This window comes from Meridianimarinicoccus marinus (assembly GCF_040689105.1).
GTDB classification, from domain to species: Bacteria; Pseudomonadota; Alphaproteobacteria; order Rhodobacterales; family Rhodobacteraceae; genus Meridianimarinicoccus; species Meridianimarinicoccus marinus.
On the sequence record NZ_JBFBVU010000015.1, the window covers coordinates 1 to 16191 of the forward strand.

Here is a 16191-nt window from a genome sequence, read left to right on the forward strand (position 1 = left end):
TCACCCCGCTGCAACACGCCAAGGCGCGCGGCTTTGGCGAAATGGTGGACCGGCTGGAGCAGGACAACTGATCCGCAAGTCGGCGCCGAAGACGCGAGCGTTTTGGCGCCCTTCCACCCTCATTGCGTAGGTGTCGGATGCTCGGGAATGGGGTTTGTACGCGTGGCCCTGTTGGGCAACCCATCATCAAATCTCTCCGGCAAAATGGCACAGGACATCCGCGCCACCGATGGCACGGGGCGTGGGCCGAGTGTTGTGGCACAGCTCCGTTGCGTGCGGGCAGCGGGGTGCGAACTGGCAGCCTTCGGGGTTGGGGGTCGCCTCGGTCGGCTTCGACTTCCCGCGCGACTTGCGCGCCCTTGGGTCCGGGATCGGGACAGAGGCCAGCAGCGCGCGGGTATAGGGGTGGCGGGGCGTCGCGAACAGGGTTTGCGTCCGTGCCAGTTCAACAATCCGCCCGCGATACATCACCGCGATCCGGTCGCAGAAATGTTCCACAACGGCAAGGTCATGCGCGATAAACACGTAGGTCAGATCGAAATCCGCCTGCAAGTCCATCAACAAGTTCAGCGTTTGCGCCTGAATAGACACATCCAGGGCCGAGACCGCCTCATCCGCGATGATCAGCTCGGGCTGTGTGGCCAGGGCGCGGGCGATCCCCAGCCGCTGGCGCTGCCCCCCGGAAAAGGCGTTGGGATAGCGCATCAGGAACTCGGGGCGCAGCCCGACCTGCAAGAGCAGCTCGGAAACGCGCTCTGCCAACACCTGCCCCTTCAAGCCTTCGGCCTGTTGCAGGCTTTGGCCGATCAGGTCGATCACCCGCAGGCGCGGGTTGAGCGAGGACTGCGGATCCTGAAACACCATGCGAATGTCCCGCCAGATGTCGCGCAAGGCCTTCGCGTCGATCTTGGTCAGCTCGACGCCGGAATGCCGCTTGCCGTTGAATTTCACCGATCCTGCAGAGGGTTTGAGGATCTGCATCAGGCAACGCCCCAGCGTGGTCTTTCCAGACCCGCTTTCGCCGACAATACCGAAGCTTTCGCCCCGAAGGACGTCGAACGAGACTCGATCTACCGCCCGCACGGGATGGGCCGCTTTTGACCCGCCCCCGAAATGCATACCAAGGTCACGGACCTGCATCAGGGTCTCAGTCATCGGTCATCTCCGTAATGTGCAGAAAGCAGGCCGCTTGCGTTTCGCCTGCAGGCGTCAACACCGGCTCGCTCCGGTCGCAGATCCCGGCCATGGCGTGATCGCACCGCGTGCGGAAGGTGCAGCCCGACGGCCGCGCCAGCGGATGCGGAACCATGCCGCGAATGGCGGGAAGCCTGTCACGCCGCCCACCCCCCATGCGGGGCACGGATTCCAGAAGCGCGCGGGTGTAGGGATGCTGGGGGGCTTCGAAGATCGAGAAGACATCGCCCTTTTCCACCACCTTGCCCATGTACATCACGGCAACATCTCCGGCGACCTCGGCTACGACACCCAGATCGTGGGTGATGAGCATGACCCCCATCTGCAGTTCTTCCTTCAACTCGGCGATCAGGTCGAGGATCTGCGCCTGTGTCGTGACGTCCAGCGCCGTTGTCGGCTCATCGGCGATCAGCAGACGCGGCTGGCACGATAGGGCCATGGCAATCATCGCCCTCTGCCGCATGCCGCCGGACAGTTCGAACGGATAGGAGTCGAACCGGCGCGCGGGCTGCGGAATGCCGACGCGGTCCAGCAGGTCGATGGCTATCTCCTTGGCCTCGGCCTTTGTCACCTTGCGGTGCAGCAGAATGGTTTCGGTGATCTGGCGCCCGATCTTCTGGATCGGCCCGAGCGAGGACATCGGTTCCTGAAAGATCATCGCGATGTCCTGACCGCGAATGTCGCGCAATTGCCGCGAGCCGTTGCGCGCGCGGGCCAGATCGACGCTTTGACCGGTGGCATTGTGATAAATGATCGAGCCGTCGACAATCTTGCCGGGCGCATCCACGATCCGCAGGATCGACCGCGCCATGATCGACTTGCCGCAACCGGACTCTCCCAGAATGCACAAGGTTCGGTTGGCAAAGATATCCAGATCGACCCCTTCGACAGCCTTGACCACGCCGTCATCGGTGAAGAAGTGGGTGCGCAGATTGCGGATCTCGACAAGCGGTTCAGTGGGCATGTGGGTCTGCGGCATCGCGAAGTCCGTCCCCTAGAAAGTTGAGCGCCAGCACGGCCAAGACGATCACCGATCCCGGTGCGATCAGAAGCCAGGGTGCCTGAATGATGGTGCGGATGTTCTGCGCCTCTTTCAGCAGCGTCCCCCAGGACACGGTGGGCGGCTGCAACCCGATGCCGAGGAAGGACAGCGAGGTTTCGGCCAAGATCATCAACGGCACCGCCAATGTCAGCGAGGCGATGATGTGGCTGGAAAAGCTGGGCACCATGTGCAGGCGGATCACCTGCCAGTCGCTCAACCCGTCCAGCCGCGCGGCGGTGATGAAATCCTCCCCCCGAAGCGACAGGAACTTGCCCCTCACTTCGCGCGCCAGACTGGTCCATCCGATCATCGATACGATGATGGTCACCACGAAATAAGTGCGCAGCGGCGGCCAGTCCAGGGGGATCGCGGCGGCCAGTCCCATCCACAGCGGGATGGTGGGGATCGAGCGCAGGAATTCGATCAACCGCTGGATCGCATTGTCCACCCAGCCGCCGTAGTAGCCCGAAAGCCCGCCCAACGAGACCCCGATCACCAGCGACATGGCCACCCCGACAAGGCCGATGGACATCGAAACCCGCGTGCCCATGACGATGCGGCTGAAGATGTCGCGTCCCAGACGGTCGGCGCCCCAGAAATAGACGCGGTCCTTTGGGTTCACCGGACCGAAGAAATGCCGGTCCATCGGGATCACGCCCAGCAAGTGATAGTCGAAACCTTTAACGAAGAAGCCCAGCGGGATGACCTTGTCGGGATCCTCTGCGAAGGTACGGCGCCGTTCGACGGGGTCCAGGGTCAGTTTCAGACCCTTGGCATGCAGCAGCAACTGCCGCGATCCATCCTCACCTTCGACAAACATGTGAATGCTCATGGGCGGGGCAAAAGGCGCACGGCGGTTGGTTTGCTGAATGTCCGTCGTGGCCAGAAACTCTCCGAAAAGCGCCATCGCATAGATGAAGACCACGACCCAAAGGCTCAGATAGGCGACACGGTGACGGCGGAACTTGCGCCACATCAACGCCCGCGGGCCCAGCAGATCGGGCATGGCCCCAGTGTCGTCGGGCTGCATTCCGCCATTGCCCAATTGTATTGTCTGATCGGTCATTGGTATCTGATCCTCGGGTCGATCCACGCCAGCAGCAGGTCTGAAATCAATGTGCCCAGCACCGTCAGCAGGCTGACGATCAGAATAAGCGACCCGGCCAGGTACATGTCCTGCACCAGCAGCGCGCGCAGCAGCATCGGGCCGGTGGTCGGCAAGTTCATCACCACGGCGACGATGATTTCCCCCGACACCAGCGTCGGCAGGATCCATCCGATGGTGGAAATGAAAGGGTTCAGCGCCACCCGCACCGGATAGCGCAGCAGAAGCTGAAACTCGGACATGCCCTTGGCCCGCGCGGTCACCACATAAGGCCGATACAACTCGTCCAGCAGGTTGGCGCGCATGATGCGGATAAGGGCCGCCGCGCCCGAGGTGCCGACCACGAATATCGGCATCCAGATGTGTTGCAGCAGATTGACCAGCTTGTCCCAGTTCCAGGGCTGGTCAAGGTATTCCGGGCTGACAAGTCCACCGACCGACTGGCCGAAGTACTTGAACGCCACATACATCATCACCAGCGCCAGCAGGAAGTTGGGCACCGCCAACCCGATGAAGCCGAAGAAGGTCGCGGCGTAGTCGCCGAATGAATACTTTCGCACCGCCGAATAGATGCCGATGGGCAGGGCCACGGCCCAGATGAACAGAAGCGTCAGCAGCGAGATCGCGAAGGTCCAGCCCAGCCGGTCCCAGATCAGATCGCCCACGGGCAGGTTCTTCTCAAAGGACAGGCCGAAATCACCATGCAGGACGATGCCGGAAATCCATTTCCAGTACTGAACGAAGAACGGCTGGCCCAACCCGTAGCGTTCGCGCAGGGCCTCCATCGTGCCGGCATCAAGACCGCCGCTGTCGGACAGTTCGGCGGCTAGCGTGTCTAGGTAGTCACCGGGCGGTAATTGGATGATCAGGAAGGTGACGACCGACACCAACACGACCGTAGGGATCATGTAGAGCAGCCGACGATAGATGAAGCCTAGCATCTTGGAACTTTCTGTCGAAGGGGGGATGCATGCGCCCGAGGGCGATGATTTGCGGCCGGTCCGGGCAGGGAGGAAGGCCCGGACCGGCCTGCAGGCAGGCCTATGGCAGGGCCTTGCCGCCTTCGTAGAACATCTGGCTGACGTAGGGAGACGGGTACCAGAGTTGACCCGAGATCGGCAGCGGATCGGGCACGTTGCGAACGTTGTTGCGCGCCACGCCGAACGCGGGGTCGCTTTGCACAAGGCCGATCGTCAGGAACTGCTCCGTGGAAAGCTCCAGAAGCGCCTCCATTGCGGCCTTGCGGGACTCGGCATCCGGCGCGGCCTTGACCTCGTCGTATTGATCGAACAGCGCCTTGATGCTTTGCGGCGGCTCGACTCCGGTGGCCGGGTCAACGCCCCATTTGGCCCAGTCCGGCGCCCAGTAGACCGCCGTACCGAAGGGCAGGTAACACTCGGGCGAGGTATAGGCGTCGGACTGGCCGCCAGCGCAGTTCCAGATATAGGCGTCATGCTGCGCCGAGGAAGCCAGTTCCTGAAGGCGGGCGCGGTCGCTCATGCGGATCTGGAAATCCAGCCCCACATCGGCGGCGTAGATCGACACAAGCTCCATCACGTCGGGAAACTGCGCGCCGAACACATCGGCCACCATGAAGACAAGCGAGAACCGTTCACCATCGGGACCAAGGCGATAGCCGTCGTCGTCTTTTTCGGGAAGGACCTTGTCCAGGTATTCATTCGCCAGATCGGGGTCGAACGCGGTGAATTGCGTCGCCATCTTTTCATTGTACAGCGGCGAAACCGGCTGCGGCGAGGTCTGCATCGGCCGCCCGGAGCCCAGATAGATCAGGTCGATGATCTCTTGCCGGTTGACCGCATGGCTCAACCCGATGCGGAAATCTTTGTTGTTGACCACCTCGGCTTTGACCGGATCGGGGTTGTTCAGGTTCAGCATCAGGATCGCCCCGTTCGAGGGCAGATCGTTTGTGTCGAAGAACCGGTATTTTCCGCGCTCGGCATTGTCGGTCAGGATCGCCCGGTTGGCGGGGCGGCCCAGATGGCGGTTCATATAGTCAATCTCGCCGTTGAAGGCCTTGAGCAGGATCGTTTCGGGGTCTTCGACCTGATCCCAGGTGATGGCGTCGAAATAGGGCAACTGGTTGCCGTCGGCGTCCACCTTCCAGAAATAGGGGTTGCGCTCGGCCACCAGCCGGTCGGAAGCGCCATAGGCATTCTTCAGCTTCCACGGGTGCAGCGTCGGCCGGTCCGGGTTCTGCCAGAACGCGGGCGTGTGCATGTGGCCGGCTTTCAGCGTGAACAGGGAAATCCAGTCTTCGGCGGCGGGTTCCGCATCGATCAGCGCCTGAATGCCGTCCGGGTTATAGTCTGCATGGAACTGGGTCAGGTAATGTTTCGGGTAGTTCACCGGATAGTAGCCAAAACCATAGGCCAGGTTCGGAATGAACAACCCGTTGGGCGAGGCGAACTTGAACTCGACCGTGGTGTCATCGATCTTGGTGACGGTGACCGGGCCTTCTGGGCCGACGTAGATCGGGTGTTTGCTGGGCGTCAACCTCGGATCGGAAAAGACCTCGTACCAGAACATGATGTCATCGGCCGTAAACGGCGCCCCATCGGACCAGCGCATCCCGTCGCGCAGTTTGAAGGTGAAGGTGGTCGCGTCGTCGGACACCTCCCAGCCTTCGGCGATATTGGGCATGATCTCGGTCCAGTCCACGCTCCAGCGGACAAGGTTCTCATGGCCGATCACCCGCACGATGTTGTGCTGATCGCCACCGCCAAGGATGGCGCGGCGCAAGGTGCCGCCGTATTCGCCGATCTCGTCGACCGTTTCGAACACCAGCGGGTTTTTCGGCAGACGCTCTTCCAGCGGCGGCAGTGCGCCGGATGCGACCAACGGGTCGAACATCGGCGCCTGACCGTATTCATTGGCGATGCCAGACGTCGCCGTCATTGCCAAGATCCCCAGCATGGCAACTCCTCCCAAGAGCGCTTGCCGTGTAACTTTCAATGGACCCATGTTCTTGTCCTCCTCTGTTTTCGTGAAGCTCACCAGTTGGTGACGGATCCGTCCGGCTTGGTGAGATGCGGGCATTCCACATGTTCGGGCTTGCTGGCCCGGATCGCCTGTTCGTTCACCTCGACGCCCAGTCCGGGCGCGTCCGGGACGCGGTAGACCGGCCCGTCAAGCTCGACCTGAACCGGGAACAGTGCCGGGTCATGAAACCCAAGACTTTCAACCGGTGATTGCCGGGTCTCCAGCCAGGAAAAATTCGGAACGGCAGCGGACATGTGAACGCTGGCGGCGGTGCAGATCGGCCCCAGCGGATTGTGTGGCATCAGATCGACGTAGTGGCGTTCGCTCCAGCCGGCGATCTTCATGGCTTCGGTGAAACCGCCGATGTTGCAGATATCCAGCCGCATGTATTGCGTGAGCCCCTGCTCAAGGAACGGCGCGGCCTGCCATTTCGAGGCAAATTCCTCGCCGACCGCGAATGGAATGTCCGTCACTTTGCGCAAGTTGGCATAGGCTTCGGGGCTTTCCGAACGGATCGGTTCTTCCAGAAAATCCAGCGTGCCGGGCGGCAGCATGTTGCAGAAGCTGGCAATCTCGGCCGGTGAATAGCGGTGATGCAGATCGATCCCGAGGCACAGGTCGCGCCCGAAGGTCTCGCGCAGGGCGGCCAGCGTTTCGACCGTACGCCCGAGCGAGGCCCGCGGATCGAACACCGTGTTGCCGTCGAATCCATCGGGATAGATGCGCACGCAGTCCCATCCACCCGCGACCAGTGTCTTGGTGTCCTGCAGGGACTGCTCGATCGAGGTGGCAAGGAAACTGGCGAAAGTCGGCACCACGTCGCGCTGTTTTCCGCCCAGAAGCTGGTACACCGGCACGCCAAGCCGCTTGCCCAGAAGATCGTGCAGCGCGATGTCGATGGCCGAGATTGCCGCCGTAAGCACGCGCCCGCCTTCGAAATACTGGCTGCGATAGGTCTGCTGCCAGATGCGGCCGATCTGGCGGGAATCCTTGCCGACAAGGAAACCTGCGAAGTCCCGAACCACCGCCGCCACCGCGGCTTCGCGCGATGACAGCCCGGACTCGCCCCAACCGATCAGCCCGTCGCCCGTCTCGACCCGGATCAGCAGTTGATTGCGACCACCGACCCGCGCGGGGATGGCCTCGATCGCGGCGATCGCCACGTCGGGCGACACGCGCACCATGGGCTGAACATAGGCCGGTTCGGCAAGGGCACTTGATGGGCTTGCGGGCACGACGGCACCTCCAACTAGAATCGTCTCCCCACCACAGTACATGATATTCTATTTTCGTACATTATTTATTTGGTTTCATGTTTGATATGGCTGGGCGCACGGCCAAACACAACGATGCACACCCAAAACTCCGACGTAATTTCTCTGACTTTTCTGCAGCTTACCGCCGAACATGGCAAAGCTGCGCGGCCACACCGGCCAGAAGCCTCGGCGTGCCACAGCTGCTTGACGTGACGGCCCACCAGGGAGCCATCCAAACTATCGGAAGAAAGCGAACCGGTTCCGCGGACCCATGGGCCGCTGGACTGAAGGGAAGAGCGGCCTAAAGGGCCGGATCATGCACTGCGATGCCGAGAGGCTCGGGTCTGCTCGATGCGAAGCTGATCGACGACATGACGCCCGGCATCGCCGATATGCTGGTTCAGTACCTTGACCGCGCGGTCCACGTCCTGCGCCTTGATCGCGTCGATCAGCGCCCGGTGTTCCCGCAGAATCGCTTCCTGACGGCCAATGGCAATGGGGATCCGCGTGCTGATCGAGCCGAGAATTTCGCGGTGCTGTTTCCAGACCCCAAACGCAACGCGGTTGTAGTGCCGTTCGTACATGGTTTCATGGAAGGCGTGGTTCAGGTCCGTGTGGCGCGCCTTGTCCTTGAAGTTCAGGGCCTCAATCTCATCTTGGATGCGCTCCAGTTCAGCAATGTCTTCGGCGCTGGCGGTCTCGACGAAGAGCTTCAGCAAATAGGGTTCCAGCTGATACCCCACCTCGGCCACGTCGCGGACGAAGTCCATGTCGATGGGCCGGACCCTCGCGCCCTGGTTCGGGGTGAACAGCACCAACCCCTCGCCGCGCAATTGCTGCAACGCTTCGCGCACCGGATTGGTCGAGGTGTTGTGCTGCTTGGCCAGTGCCGAGATTTTCAACCGTTCGTTGGCCTCCAACGCCCCCGACAGGATGTCATGGCGGATGGCATCATAGATTGATGTGGAGGACGCCTCGGCATCCTTGTCTGCCGCGAGGGCGATGGGACCGTTGTTGCTCATACCGAACCGTTCACATGAGAATTGGAAGCGTCAAGACTTTCCGTTCTTCCGCCCATCATTTATACTATATCATACATTATTTCCAGTGGAGAACGATATGGATACGCCTCGTTGCGTTGATGCTGCCAAAGCCGGCTGTGGTGAAGGGCTGTTGTGGGATGCCGGGCGCGGGCGTCTGTGGTGGGTCGATATATCGGGCGAGGCCCTGCACGGGTTCGATCCTGAAACGGGCGCCACAACCCGCACGCTCCTGCCCTGCCTGATAAGCGCGCTGGCACTGCGTCATGACGGGCAGTTGCTGATCGCCACGGTGCGCGGGCTGGGCGTGGTGGACCCTGAAACCGGCAAGATCGACATTCTGCATGACCCGGAGCCAGAGATCCCCGGCAACCGCTTGAACGACATGATCGCCGGGCCGGACGGGGCGCTTTGGGTGGGCACAATGTCGGAAGGCGCCAAAGGGCCGACTGGGGCGCTTTACCGTTACGGCCAGACTGGACCGCAGGCAATGATGCGCGGCACCACGATTTCCAACGGGCTGGGCTGGAGCCCGGACGGCACGCGGCTCTATTTCGTCGACAGCGTGCCGGGGGTTCTGCATGTGTTCGAGGCTGGCGCATGGCGCGTCTTGCGTCGGTTTGACGACACCACCGGCAAGCCCGACGGGCTGACCGTCGATGCCGAGGGCACGCTCTGGGTGGCGATCTGCGACCGGGGCCGCGTGCTGGGAATGCGGCCGGATGGCGAGATCGTGGCCCAGATCGACCTGCCCTGCGAGATTGTCACCAATTGCTGTTTTGGCGGGGTAGAGCTGACAACACTCTATATCACCACTGGCACATTCAGCATGACCGAGGCCGAAAAAGCCGCCAACCCGCTGGCGGGCGGTCTGTTTGCCGTCGAGATGGATGTTCCCGGCCTGCTGCCCCCCATGGCCACGATGCCGTGAACAATGACGCCCCCGCCGCATATCGCGACGGGGGCCCGCATTACGCTATCAGCGGATGCGCAGACCGCTGTCGCCATCGAACGCCAGTACCGAGGCTGGATCGAACCCGATGGTCATCTGCCCGCCCTCGCCGGGACGAGACTTGCCGCGCATCTCGACAATGACCGGATGCGCGTCGCCGTCGCTGGTCGAATAGGCATAGGAGACCCCGCCAAGGTTCTCGATCACGTCGATTTTCAGCGCCGCTCGGATCGCGCCTTCCGGTTCGAAATGCTCGGGCCGCAGACCAAGTTTCACGGCCTGCCCCTGATGCGGCACCTGGGACAATGCCACCGGCACTTCGACCCCGTTCAGCCTTGGCAGCGAGACATGCGCCGTGCCCGCCTCGACCCGAGTCACCGTGCCGTCAAAGAAGTTCATCCGCGGCGAGCCGATGAAGCCCGCGACGAACACATTGTCCGGATCCTCGTAGAGTTTCACCGGTGCACCTGCCTGCTCGATGCGGCCATCGCGCAGCACGACGATCTTGTCAGCCATGGTCATCGCTTCGACCTGGTCATGGGTCACATAGACCATGGTTGCGCCCAGCTGCTTGTGCAGCTTCGCGATCTCGACCCGCATCTCGACGCGCAACTCGGCATCGAGATTCGACAGCGGCTCGTCGAACAGAAAGACATCCGGCTGGCGCACGATGGCCCGACCGATCGCCACCCGCTGGCGTTGCCCGCCGGACAACGCCTTGGGCTTGCGATCCATATAGGCGTCGAGCTTCAGGATCCGAGCGGCCTCGGCGACCTTGCGGTCGATCTCTGCCTTCTCAGAGCCGCCGATCTTCAGACCAAAGCTCATGTTCTCGCGCACCGTCATGTGCGGATAAAGCGCGTAGGTCTGGAACACCATGGCCACGCCGCGTTTGGCCGGGTCGGCATGGGTCACGTCGCGACCACCAATGGTCATGCGCCCGTCCGAGGTTTCCTCAAGCCCGGCGATCATCCGCAGCAAGGTCGACTTGCCACAGCCCGAGGGCCCCACGAAGACACAAAAATCGCCATCATCGACCTGCAGGTCCACTCCGTGAATGACCTGCGTCGCGCCATAGCGCTTGATCGCATTGTTGAGCGCCAGTTCGGCCATCTCACTTCCTCCTTACATCAAAGACGTCCAGCAGCGCCGACATCGCCCGGTCGGCCACCACCTCGGACCCGTTCAAGGCTGATCCGGCGTCAGACAGCAGGAACACCGCCAGCGCGCCGATTTCGTCCACCGTTGTTACCGCCCCATCGGCCGTCCACGATCGGAACAGCGATTCCTTGTCCGGATCCTGCATGGCCGCATCGACAATCTCGGTCCGGGTCATCGCCGGGCAGATCGCATTGACGCGGATGCCGTGCGGCCCCAACGACCAGGCCATGGCGCGAGTCATCGCCGCGATTGCGGCCTTGGTGCCCGCATAGCCTTCGTGGCCGGGGTTGGTGGCGCGGGCATGGACCGAGGACAGGTTGACGATGGCACCGCCCCCGGCGTCGGCCATGATCCGCCCCGCCGCCTGGCAGCCCACCAGAACCGACCGCTGGTTGACCGTCCAGAGGGTCTCCATCTGGTCCCGCGTCATTTCCAGAAACGGCACCTTGATGGTGACGCCGGCGTTGTTGACCATGCCGTCTAGCCGTCCGGCGCGGCCGTGGGCCTCGGCGATGGCCATCTCGAAAGCGTCGAGGTCGGTGACATCGACCTGCACGAAGCGCGCGCCGATCTGGTCCAGCTTGGCCGCGCCGTCGATCTGCTTGTCGAAGCCGGTCACCTCGGCCCCCGCCGCGCGGCAGGCGCGGGCGATGCCCAGCCCGATCCCTGCCCCGGCCCCGGTGACGATCACATGACGTCCGTCCAGCCTCATTTCACTGCTCCCGCCGTCGCACCGGCCATGATCTTGCGCTGGAACACCGCGAACATCAGCAGCAGCGGCAGCGATCCCAGAACCGCGGCCGGAAAAAGTTTGGTCGGGTCGATGCCGGTATTGCCCACGAACTTGTAGACCGCAATCATCACCGTCAGCTTGTCCTTGTCGGTCAGAAGCAGCAGCGGATAGATGAAGTCGTTCCACACCATGATCATCACGAACAGCGACAGCGTGGCCGTCACCGGCGCCAGCAGCGGCCGGATCACATGCCAGAAGATCTGCCAGTTGTTGCAATTGTCGAGCCGCGCGGCCTCTTCCAGCTCGATCGGGATCGCGGCGATGAAGCTGGTGTAGAAGAACACCGCCAGCGGCAGCTTCAGCGCGGCAAAGGCCAGCACGATGCCCAGATAGCTGTCCAGCAGCCCCAGGTCGCGGAAGATCACGTAGATCGGGGTGATGGTGACGAAGTTCGGCGTCGCCAGCCCCAGCGCCATGACCATGACGATCACCCGGCTGATCCGGTTCTCCAATCTGGCCAGCGGATAGGCCGCCATGGCACCGGCAAAAACCACCACCACGATCACCGAGATGGTAATGCCCATGGAGTTCAGCACCGAACGGACATAGCCCATCGAGGCCAGCGCCTGCATGTAGTTGCCCCAGTACAGGCTGTCCGGCAGCCCCAGCGGATCCTGCGCGATCTCGGTCGAGGTCTTGAACGACATCATCACCATGTAGACCAGCGGCAGCAGCATGATGGCCACAAGGCCCAGCACGATGCCGTGCACGAGGATGGACTTGCCCCGGCGCCGGATCAGATCCCAGTCGAAGCCCGCGCGCGCGCGGGTGGCGGGGTGTGCGTCTGAGAGGCTCATGATGCGTTCTCCCGGTCACGCAGGACCTTGTTCTGAAGGAAGGCGACACCCAGCACGATCAGCAGCATCACGATCGACAGCGCGCTGGCGAAGCCGAATTTGTACTGGCCGAACAGGTTGTCGATAATGTCGATGGACAGCAGCCGCGTTGCGCCATCCGGCCCGCCCTTGGTCAGGATGAAGGGCAACTCGAAGGTCTTCAGCGTGCCGATGGTGGTCAGCATCACCGAAACGGTGATCGACGGTCCCAGCAGCGGCAATTCAAGATAGCGGAACCGCTGCCAGGAGGTCGCGCCCTCCAGCCGGCCCGCCTCGCCGATCTCTTCCGGGATGCCGGCGAAACCGGCCAGGAAGATGGCGCAGGTGAAGCCGGTGAACATCCAGATTTGCGTGAAGGCCACCGAATAAAGCGCCAGCGCCGGATCGCCCAGCCAGTTCTGCTCAAATGCGCCCAGGCCCAGATCCCGGAGCGCCACGTTGATGCCGCCGTTCAGCGGCGAATAGAGAAACTGCCAGACATAGCCGACAACGACGAAGGACATCATCGCGGGGGTGTACAGGGCGGCGCGGCTGAAGTTGCGGATCAGCGGCAGGCGGTGCAGCATCGCGGCGAAGAACAGGCCGGTGACGGTCAGCGCCGAAACCACCACCACCGTGTACCAGAGGGTCAGCCAGATCTCTTGCAGGTAGCGATCCCGGCTGAAGATGCGCTCGTAGTTGCTCCAGCCGACATCCTTGGCCTCGCCGATGCCCTTGAAATTGGTCAGGCTCATGTCGAAGGTCAGGATGATCGGATGAATGAAGAACAGCCCGATCACCAGCAACGCCGGTAGCGTGAACCAGTAAAGTGAATGTCTCGCGCGCATGGTTTCCCCCGTTGATTGGTCGTGCATGGCAGGACCCGGCGACAAGGTGCCGGGCCGCGCGGTATTACAGGTTGTCTTCCACGGTATCGTCCCAACGCTGCAGCGTTTTCTCGTTGGGCTCGTCGATGTTCAGCAGGAAGCCGGTGATGCTGTCTTCCCATTCCGTTTGCAGCGGCTTGGGGAATTCCAGCGTCGAGAATGGCCAAAGGATCAGGCTGCCCGCGTCACGCGCTTCGGTGTAGGGCGCGGCAAGGTCCGGCATCGTCGAAACACCGCCCGTATAGGGGCTGTAGGCCCCCTCTGCAGTGAGGAAGACACTCAGGTTCTCCTCGTCGGCAAAGAAGTCGACCCATTTGCGGGCGGCTTCAAGGTTTTCCGCGTCACGCGGGATCGCCCAGCCGGGCCCGACAAGATCCAGGGCAAGACCATGTTCGGTGTGCAGCGACGGCATCGGCGCAAACTGGAAATTCAGACCCTCGACGGACGAGAAATTGCCGATGTTCCACGCGCCCTGCGGCAGGATAGCGACATTGCCCGAGCGGAATTCCTGCGGCGCCGTGGCCCAGGGGTCCAGACCGGCCTGAAGCTTGGGGTCGAAACAATCCGCCGCTACCAGATCGCGGACACCGTCCAGTGCGGCGTTGAAGTTCTCGTCCCCGACGAAGCTGCGCTCCCCCAAGCCATACTCCGACGGCGAGATACCATCGGGATCAATACCGTTGGCCCCCACAAAGAGCATGGCCGGGAAACCACCGGCAAAGATCATCGGCGCGATGCCTTCGGCGGACAATGCCTGACAGGCCGCTTTCAACTCGTCGATCGTCACCGGCGCCGTATCGATACCCGCCTTGGCCAGCAGGTCCATGTTGACGAAATTGCCCATGCCGATCACTTCGAGCGGGTAGACGCGGATCTCGCCGTCCGAGGTCATCACCTCGCGGACGGCGGGGATCATCCGATCATACCACGGGCTGTCCGTCCCCAGGTCGGTCAGGAAACCCGCCCCACCCCAGAGATCGACCAGCGCGCTGTCGACCATGGTCACATCCGGTGGGTTGCCGCCCTGAAGGCGCGGCGGGATGACCTTGTCGACGTCCTTGCGGGCGACGAACGTCAGTTCAACCTTGATGTCGGGATTCTGGGCCTCGAACTTCTCGATCAGCTCGGGCAGGCCAGCGGGCTCGGCCTCGTTCCCCTTCCAGGCGACGACGTCGAGCGTGGTTTGCGCGGCGGCGGTCGATGCCAGCAGTAGGGCGATGGTGGTTGCAGCGGTAAGGCTTCGAATCATTTTCAGGATGCTCCTCTCTTCTGCAATAATCGTACATTATTCTTTTCTTATTGTACATCCTGCATCTGCCCGGCATAGTAATAAGGTCTTTGACGTCTGCGAATCCAAACAGAACAAGGGGCTCCGAATGCGCAAGAAACCCAACATCATCCTGATTTCGACCGATCAGCAGCGTGGCGATTGCATCGGGCCAGAAGGTCGTGGCGTGCGCACGCCGCATATCGACAGCATCGGCGCCAATGGCGTGCGGTTCTCCAAATGCATCACCCCGCATCCCATGTGTCAGGCGGCGCGGGCCTCGATCCTGACCGGCAAGCTGCCCTACAGCCACGGCGTGCGCGACAACGGCCGCGATCTGGACGAAGCCCTGGGCCAGGCCGGTCTGGGTGGAACCTTTGGCCGCGCCGGCTATGACACCCATTTCATCGGCAAGGCGCATCTGTCCAGCCAGCAAACGTTCGAGCCCACCGGGCGGCCCGAATGCTACAAGAGCGCCAAGGATTTCTCGCCCGACTGGTCGGGCGCCTACATGGGTTTCGACAACATCAACATGATGCTGCGCCCGCATCACCACACGCAGTGGTACGATCCGCCCGAAGCACTGCACTATGAATACTGGCTCGATCAGGACGGCCGTGGGCGGGACCGCTGGGACCGGGCGAAGGAGCGGCTGGCGCCCGACACCGCTCATTTCCAGGCCTGGCGGTCCGGGCTGGACGAAAAATGGCATTCCTCGCCCTGGATCGGCGACCGCGCGGTCGAGATGATCGAGGCCAAGGGTGAAAAGCCGCTGATGGCCTGGGTCTCGTTCCCCGATCCGCACCCGCCGTTCCTGTCGCCGCAGCCCTGGTGCGACATGTATGCGCCCGACGAGGTCACCATTGCACCGCATCCCCGGCTGGATCTTGAAAAGCGCCCGTGGTGGCACAAGGCCTTTGTCGAGGACCGCGCCAAGCCGATCAAACAGGGGGCCGAGCACAATGCCGGGGGCATCGACTGGGGGCAGAAGGGCGATCTTACCGAAGCGGCATTGCGCGACATCACGCGGATCTATTTCGGCATGATCTCTTCCGTCGATCATCAGGTCGGCCGCATTCTGGACGCCCTGCGCCAGGCGGGCGAGCTGGACAACACCTATGTGATCTTCATCAGCGATCACGGCGAATGGCTGGGCGATCACGGGCTGCTGCTGAAAGGGCCGATGCTTTATGACGGGCTGCTGCGGGTGCCCTGCCTGATCCAGGGGCCCGAGGTGCCGTCGGGCCGGGTGATCGACGATCCGGTGGGCACGGTCGACGTGCTGGCCACGGCTGCCGATATGGCAGGAATTGCCGCGCCCGAGGGGCATGGGCAGTCGTGGCGCGGTCTTTGGGATGGCACCGACAGCCGCGATTTCGCTCTGTCGGAATACGAAGTCGACAGCCTGCGGTCGGCGGTGGACATGGATCTGATGACGGTGCGCAGCGCGCGCTACCGGATGTCGACCGATCTGCGTACGGACACGGGCGAGCTTTACGACCTGCACGAAGACCCCGACGAGATGGTCAACCGGTTCGACGATCCGGCCTATCGCCACATCCGCGCCGAACACCTGGACATGATCCGGTCGCGCCCGGACGACATGATCCCGGTGGCGCCACGAGTCGGCTGGCACTGACAGGACAGACAATGCCGGCGCGATCTGCGGCGGCATTGTC

Annotated in this window: 14 protein-coding genes; 2 read left to right on the top strand and 12 right to left on the bottom strand. The window is 62.5% G+C overall.

Annotated features, from left to right (window positions below; translation table 11 throughout):
- Positions 1-186: 186 nt before the first annotated feature.
- The 7 genes from AB0T83_RS12410 to AB0T83_RS12440 form a co-directional block, all read right to left on the bottom strand.
- Positions 187-1155 (bottom strand): ABC transporter ATP-binding protein, encoded by a 969-nt coding sequence (locus AB0T83_RS12410; protein WP_366193451.1) that lies wholly within the window; start codon positions 1153-1155, stop codon positions 187-189.
- Positions 1148-2158, bottom strand: a complete 1011-nt coding sequence (locus AB0T83_RS12415; RefSeq protein WP_366193452.1) for an ABC transporter ATP-binding protein — start codon at positions 2156-2158, stop codon at positions 1148-1150. Before AB0T83_RS12415 ends, AB0T83_RS12410 begins: the two co-directional genes overlap by 8 nt.
- Complete coding sequence (locus AB0T83_RS12420; protein ID WP_366193453.1) at positions 2148-3302, bottom strand: ABC transporter permease; 1155 nt, start codon at positions 3300-3302, stop codon at positions 2148-2150. The genes AB0T83_RS12415 and AB0T83_RS12420 overlap by 11 nt, the downstream gene beginning before the upstream one ends.
- Positions 3299-4282, bottom strand: a complete 984-nt coding sequence (locus tag AB0T83_RS12425; protein ID WP_366193454.1) for an ABC transporter permease — start codon at positions 4280-4282, stop codon at positions 3299-3301. The genes AB0T83_RS12420 and AB0T83_RS12425 overlap by 4 nt, the downstream gene beginning before the upstream one ends.
- Before the next feature lie 100 nt (positions 4283-4382).
- A complete protein-coding gene (locus tag AB0T83_RS12430; protein ID WP_366193455.1) occupies positions 4383-6275 on the bottom strand; it encodes an ABC transporter substrate-binding protein in 1893 nt (630 codons plus the stop codon).
- A gap of 77 nt (positions 6276-6352) precedes the next feature.
- Entirely contained in the window at positions 6353-7576 is a 1224-nt protein-coding gene (locus tag AB0T83_RS12435) for a mandelate racemase/muconate lactonizing enzyme family protein (protein WP_366193456.1), read from the bottom strand.
- A 335-nt stretch (positions 7577-7911) separates the two neighbouring features.
- Positions 7912-8619: a GntR family transcriptional regulator gene (locus tag AB0T83_RS12440; RefSeq protein ID WP_366193457.1), complete on the bottom strand. Its 708-nt coding sequence runs from the start codon at positions 8617-8619 to the stop codon at positions 7912-7914.
- A gap of 97 nt (positions 8620-8716) precedes the next feature.
- Here AB0T83_RS12440 and AB0T83_RS12445 point away from each other — a divergent pair, with 97 nt between their 5' ends.
- A complete protein-coding gene (locus AB0T83_RS12445; protein WP_366193458.1) occupies positions 8717-9568 on the top strand; it encodes an SMP-30/gluconolactonase/LRE family protein in 852 nt (283 codons plus the stop codon).
- Positions 9569-9616: 48 nt separating this feature from the next.
- Here the strand turns inward: AB0T83_RS12445 and AB0T83_RS12450 are convergent, their stop codons facing one another.
- The 5 genes from AB0T83_RS12450 to AB0T83_RS12470 all read right to left on the bottom strand — a co-directional run bounded on the left by AB0T83_RS12450 (position 9617) and on the right by AB0T83_RS12470 (position 14494).
- The gene (locus tag AB0T83_RS12450; RefSeq protein ID WP_366193459.1) at positions 9617-10702 is read right to left on the bottom strand and encodes an ABC transporter ATP-binding protein; all 1086 of its coding nucleotides are present in this window, start codon (positions 10700-10702) and stop codon (positions 9617-9619) included.
- A 1-nt stretch (position 10703) separates the two neighbouring features.
- Complete coding sequence (locus AB0T83_RS12455) at positions 10704-11462, bottom strand: SDR family NAD(P)-dependent oxidoreductase (protein WP_366193460.1); 759 nt, start codon at positions 11460-11462, stop codon at positions 10704-10706.
- Positions 11459-12340: a carbohydrate ABC transporter permease gene (locus tag AB0T83_RS12460; RefSeq protein ID WP_366193461.1), complete on the bottom strand. Its 882-nt coding sequence runs from the start codon at positions 12338-12340 to the stop codon at positions 11459-11461. Before AB0T83_RS12460 ends, AB0T83_RS12455 begins: the two co-directional genes overlap by 4 nt.
- Positions 12337-13206 (bottom strand): carbohydrate ABC transporter permease, encoded by an 870-nt coding sequence (locus AB0T83_RS12465; protein WP_366193462.1) that lies wholly within the window; start codon positions 13204-13206, stop codon positions 12337-12339. The genes AB0T83_RS12460 and AB0T83_RS12465 overlap by 4 nt, the downstream gene beginning before the upstream one ends.
- Before the next feature lie 64 nt (positions 13207-13270).
- Positions 13271-14494, bottom strand: coding sequence for an ABC transporter substrate-binding protein (locus AB0T83_RS12470; RefSeq protein WP_366193463.1), 1224 nt, complete (start codon positions 14492-14494; stop codon positions 13271-13273).
- A 127-nt stretch (positions 14495-14621) separates the two neighbouring features.
- On the opposite strand from AB0T83_RS12470, the gene AB0T83_RS12475 reads away from it, so the two are divergent.
- Positions 14622-16151 (top strand): sulfatase family protein, encoded by a 1530-nt coding sequence (locus AB0T83_RS12475; protein ID WP_366193464.1) that lies wholly within the window; start codon positions 14622-14624, stop codon positions 16149-16151.
- The last annotated feature ends 40 nt before the right edge of the window (positions 16152-16191 follow it).

What these genes read in the sequence shown, in the direction of transcription:
- AB0T83_RS12410 (WP_366193451.1), bottom strand. Translation starts at nt 1,155, where the DNA reads ATGACTGAGACCCTGATGCAGGTCCGTGACCTTGGTATGCATTTCGGG.
- AB0T83_RS12415 (WP_366193452.1), bottom strand. Translation starts at nt 2,158, where the DNA reads ATGCCCACTGAACCGCTTGTCGAGATCCGCAATCTGCGCACCCACTTC.
- AB0T83_RS12420 (WP_366193453.1), bottom strand. Translation starts at nt 3,302, where the DNA reads ATGACCGATCAGACAATACAATTGGGCAATGGCGGAATGCAGCCCGAC.
- AB0T83_RS12425 (WP_366193454.1), bottom strand. Translation starts at nt 4,282, where the DNA reads ATGCTAGGCTTCATCTATCGTCGGCTGCTCTACATGATCCCTACGGTC.
- AB0T83_RS12430 (WP_366193455.1), bottom strand. Translation starts at nt 6,275, where the DNA reads ATGCTGGGGATCTTGGCAATGACGGCGACGTCTGGCATCGCCAATGAA.
- AB0T83_RS12440 (WP_366193457.1), bottom strand. Translation starts at nt 8,619, where the DNA reads ATGAGCAACAACGGTCCCATCGCCCTCGCGGCAGACAAGGATGCCGAG.
- AB0T83_RS12445 (WP_366193458.1), top strand. Translation starts at nt 8,717, where the DNA reads ATGGATACGCCTCGTTGCGTTGATGCTGCCAAAGCCGGCTGTGGTGAA.
- AB0T83_RS12450 (WP_366193459.1), bottom strand. Translation starts at nt 10,702, where the DNA reads ATGGCCGAACTGGCGCTCAACAATGCGATCAAGCGCTATGGCGCGACG.
- AB0T83_RS12455 (WP_366193460.1), bottom strand. Translation starts at nt 11,462, where the DNA reads ATGAGGCTGGACGGACGTCATGTGATCGTCACCGGGGCCGGGGCAGGG.
- AB0T83_RS12460 (WP_366193461.1), bottom strand. Translation starts at nt 12,340, where the DNA reads ATGAGCCTCTCAGACGCACACCCCGCCACCCGCGCGCGCGCGGGCTTC.
- AB0T83_RS12465 (WP_366193462.1), bottom strand. Translation starts at nt 13,206, where the DNA reads ATGCGCGCGAGACATTCACTTTACTGGTTCACGCTACCGGCGTTGCTG.
- AB0T83_RS12470 (WP_366193463.1), bottom strand. Translation starts at nt 14,494, where the DNA reads ATGATTCGAAGCCTTACCGCTGCAACCACCATCGCCCTACTGCTGGCA.
- AB0T83_RS12475 (WP_366193464.1), top strand. Translation starts at nt 14,622, where the DNA reads ATGCGCAAGAAACCCAACATCATCCTGATTTCGACCGATCAGCAGCGT.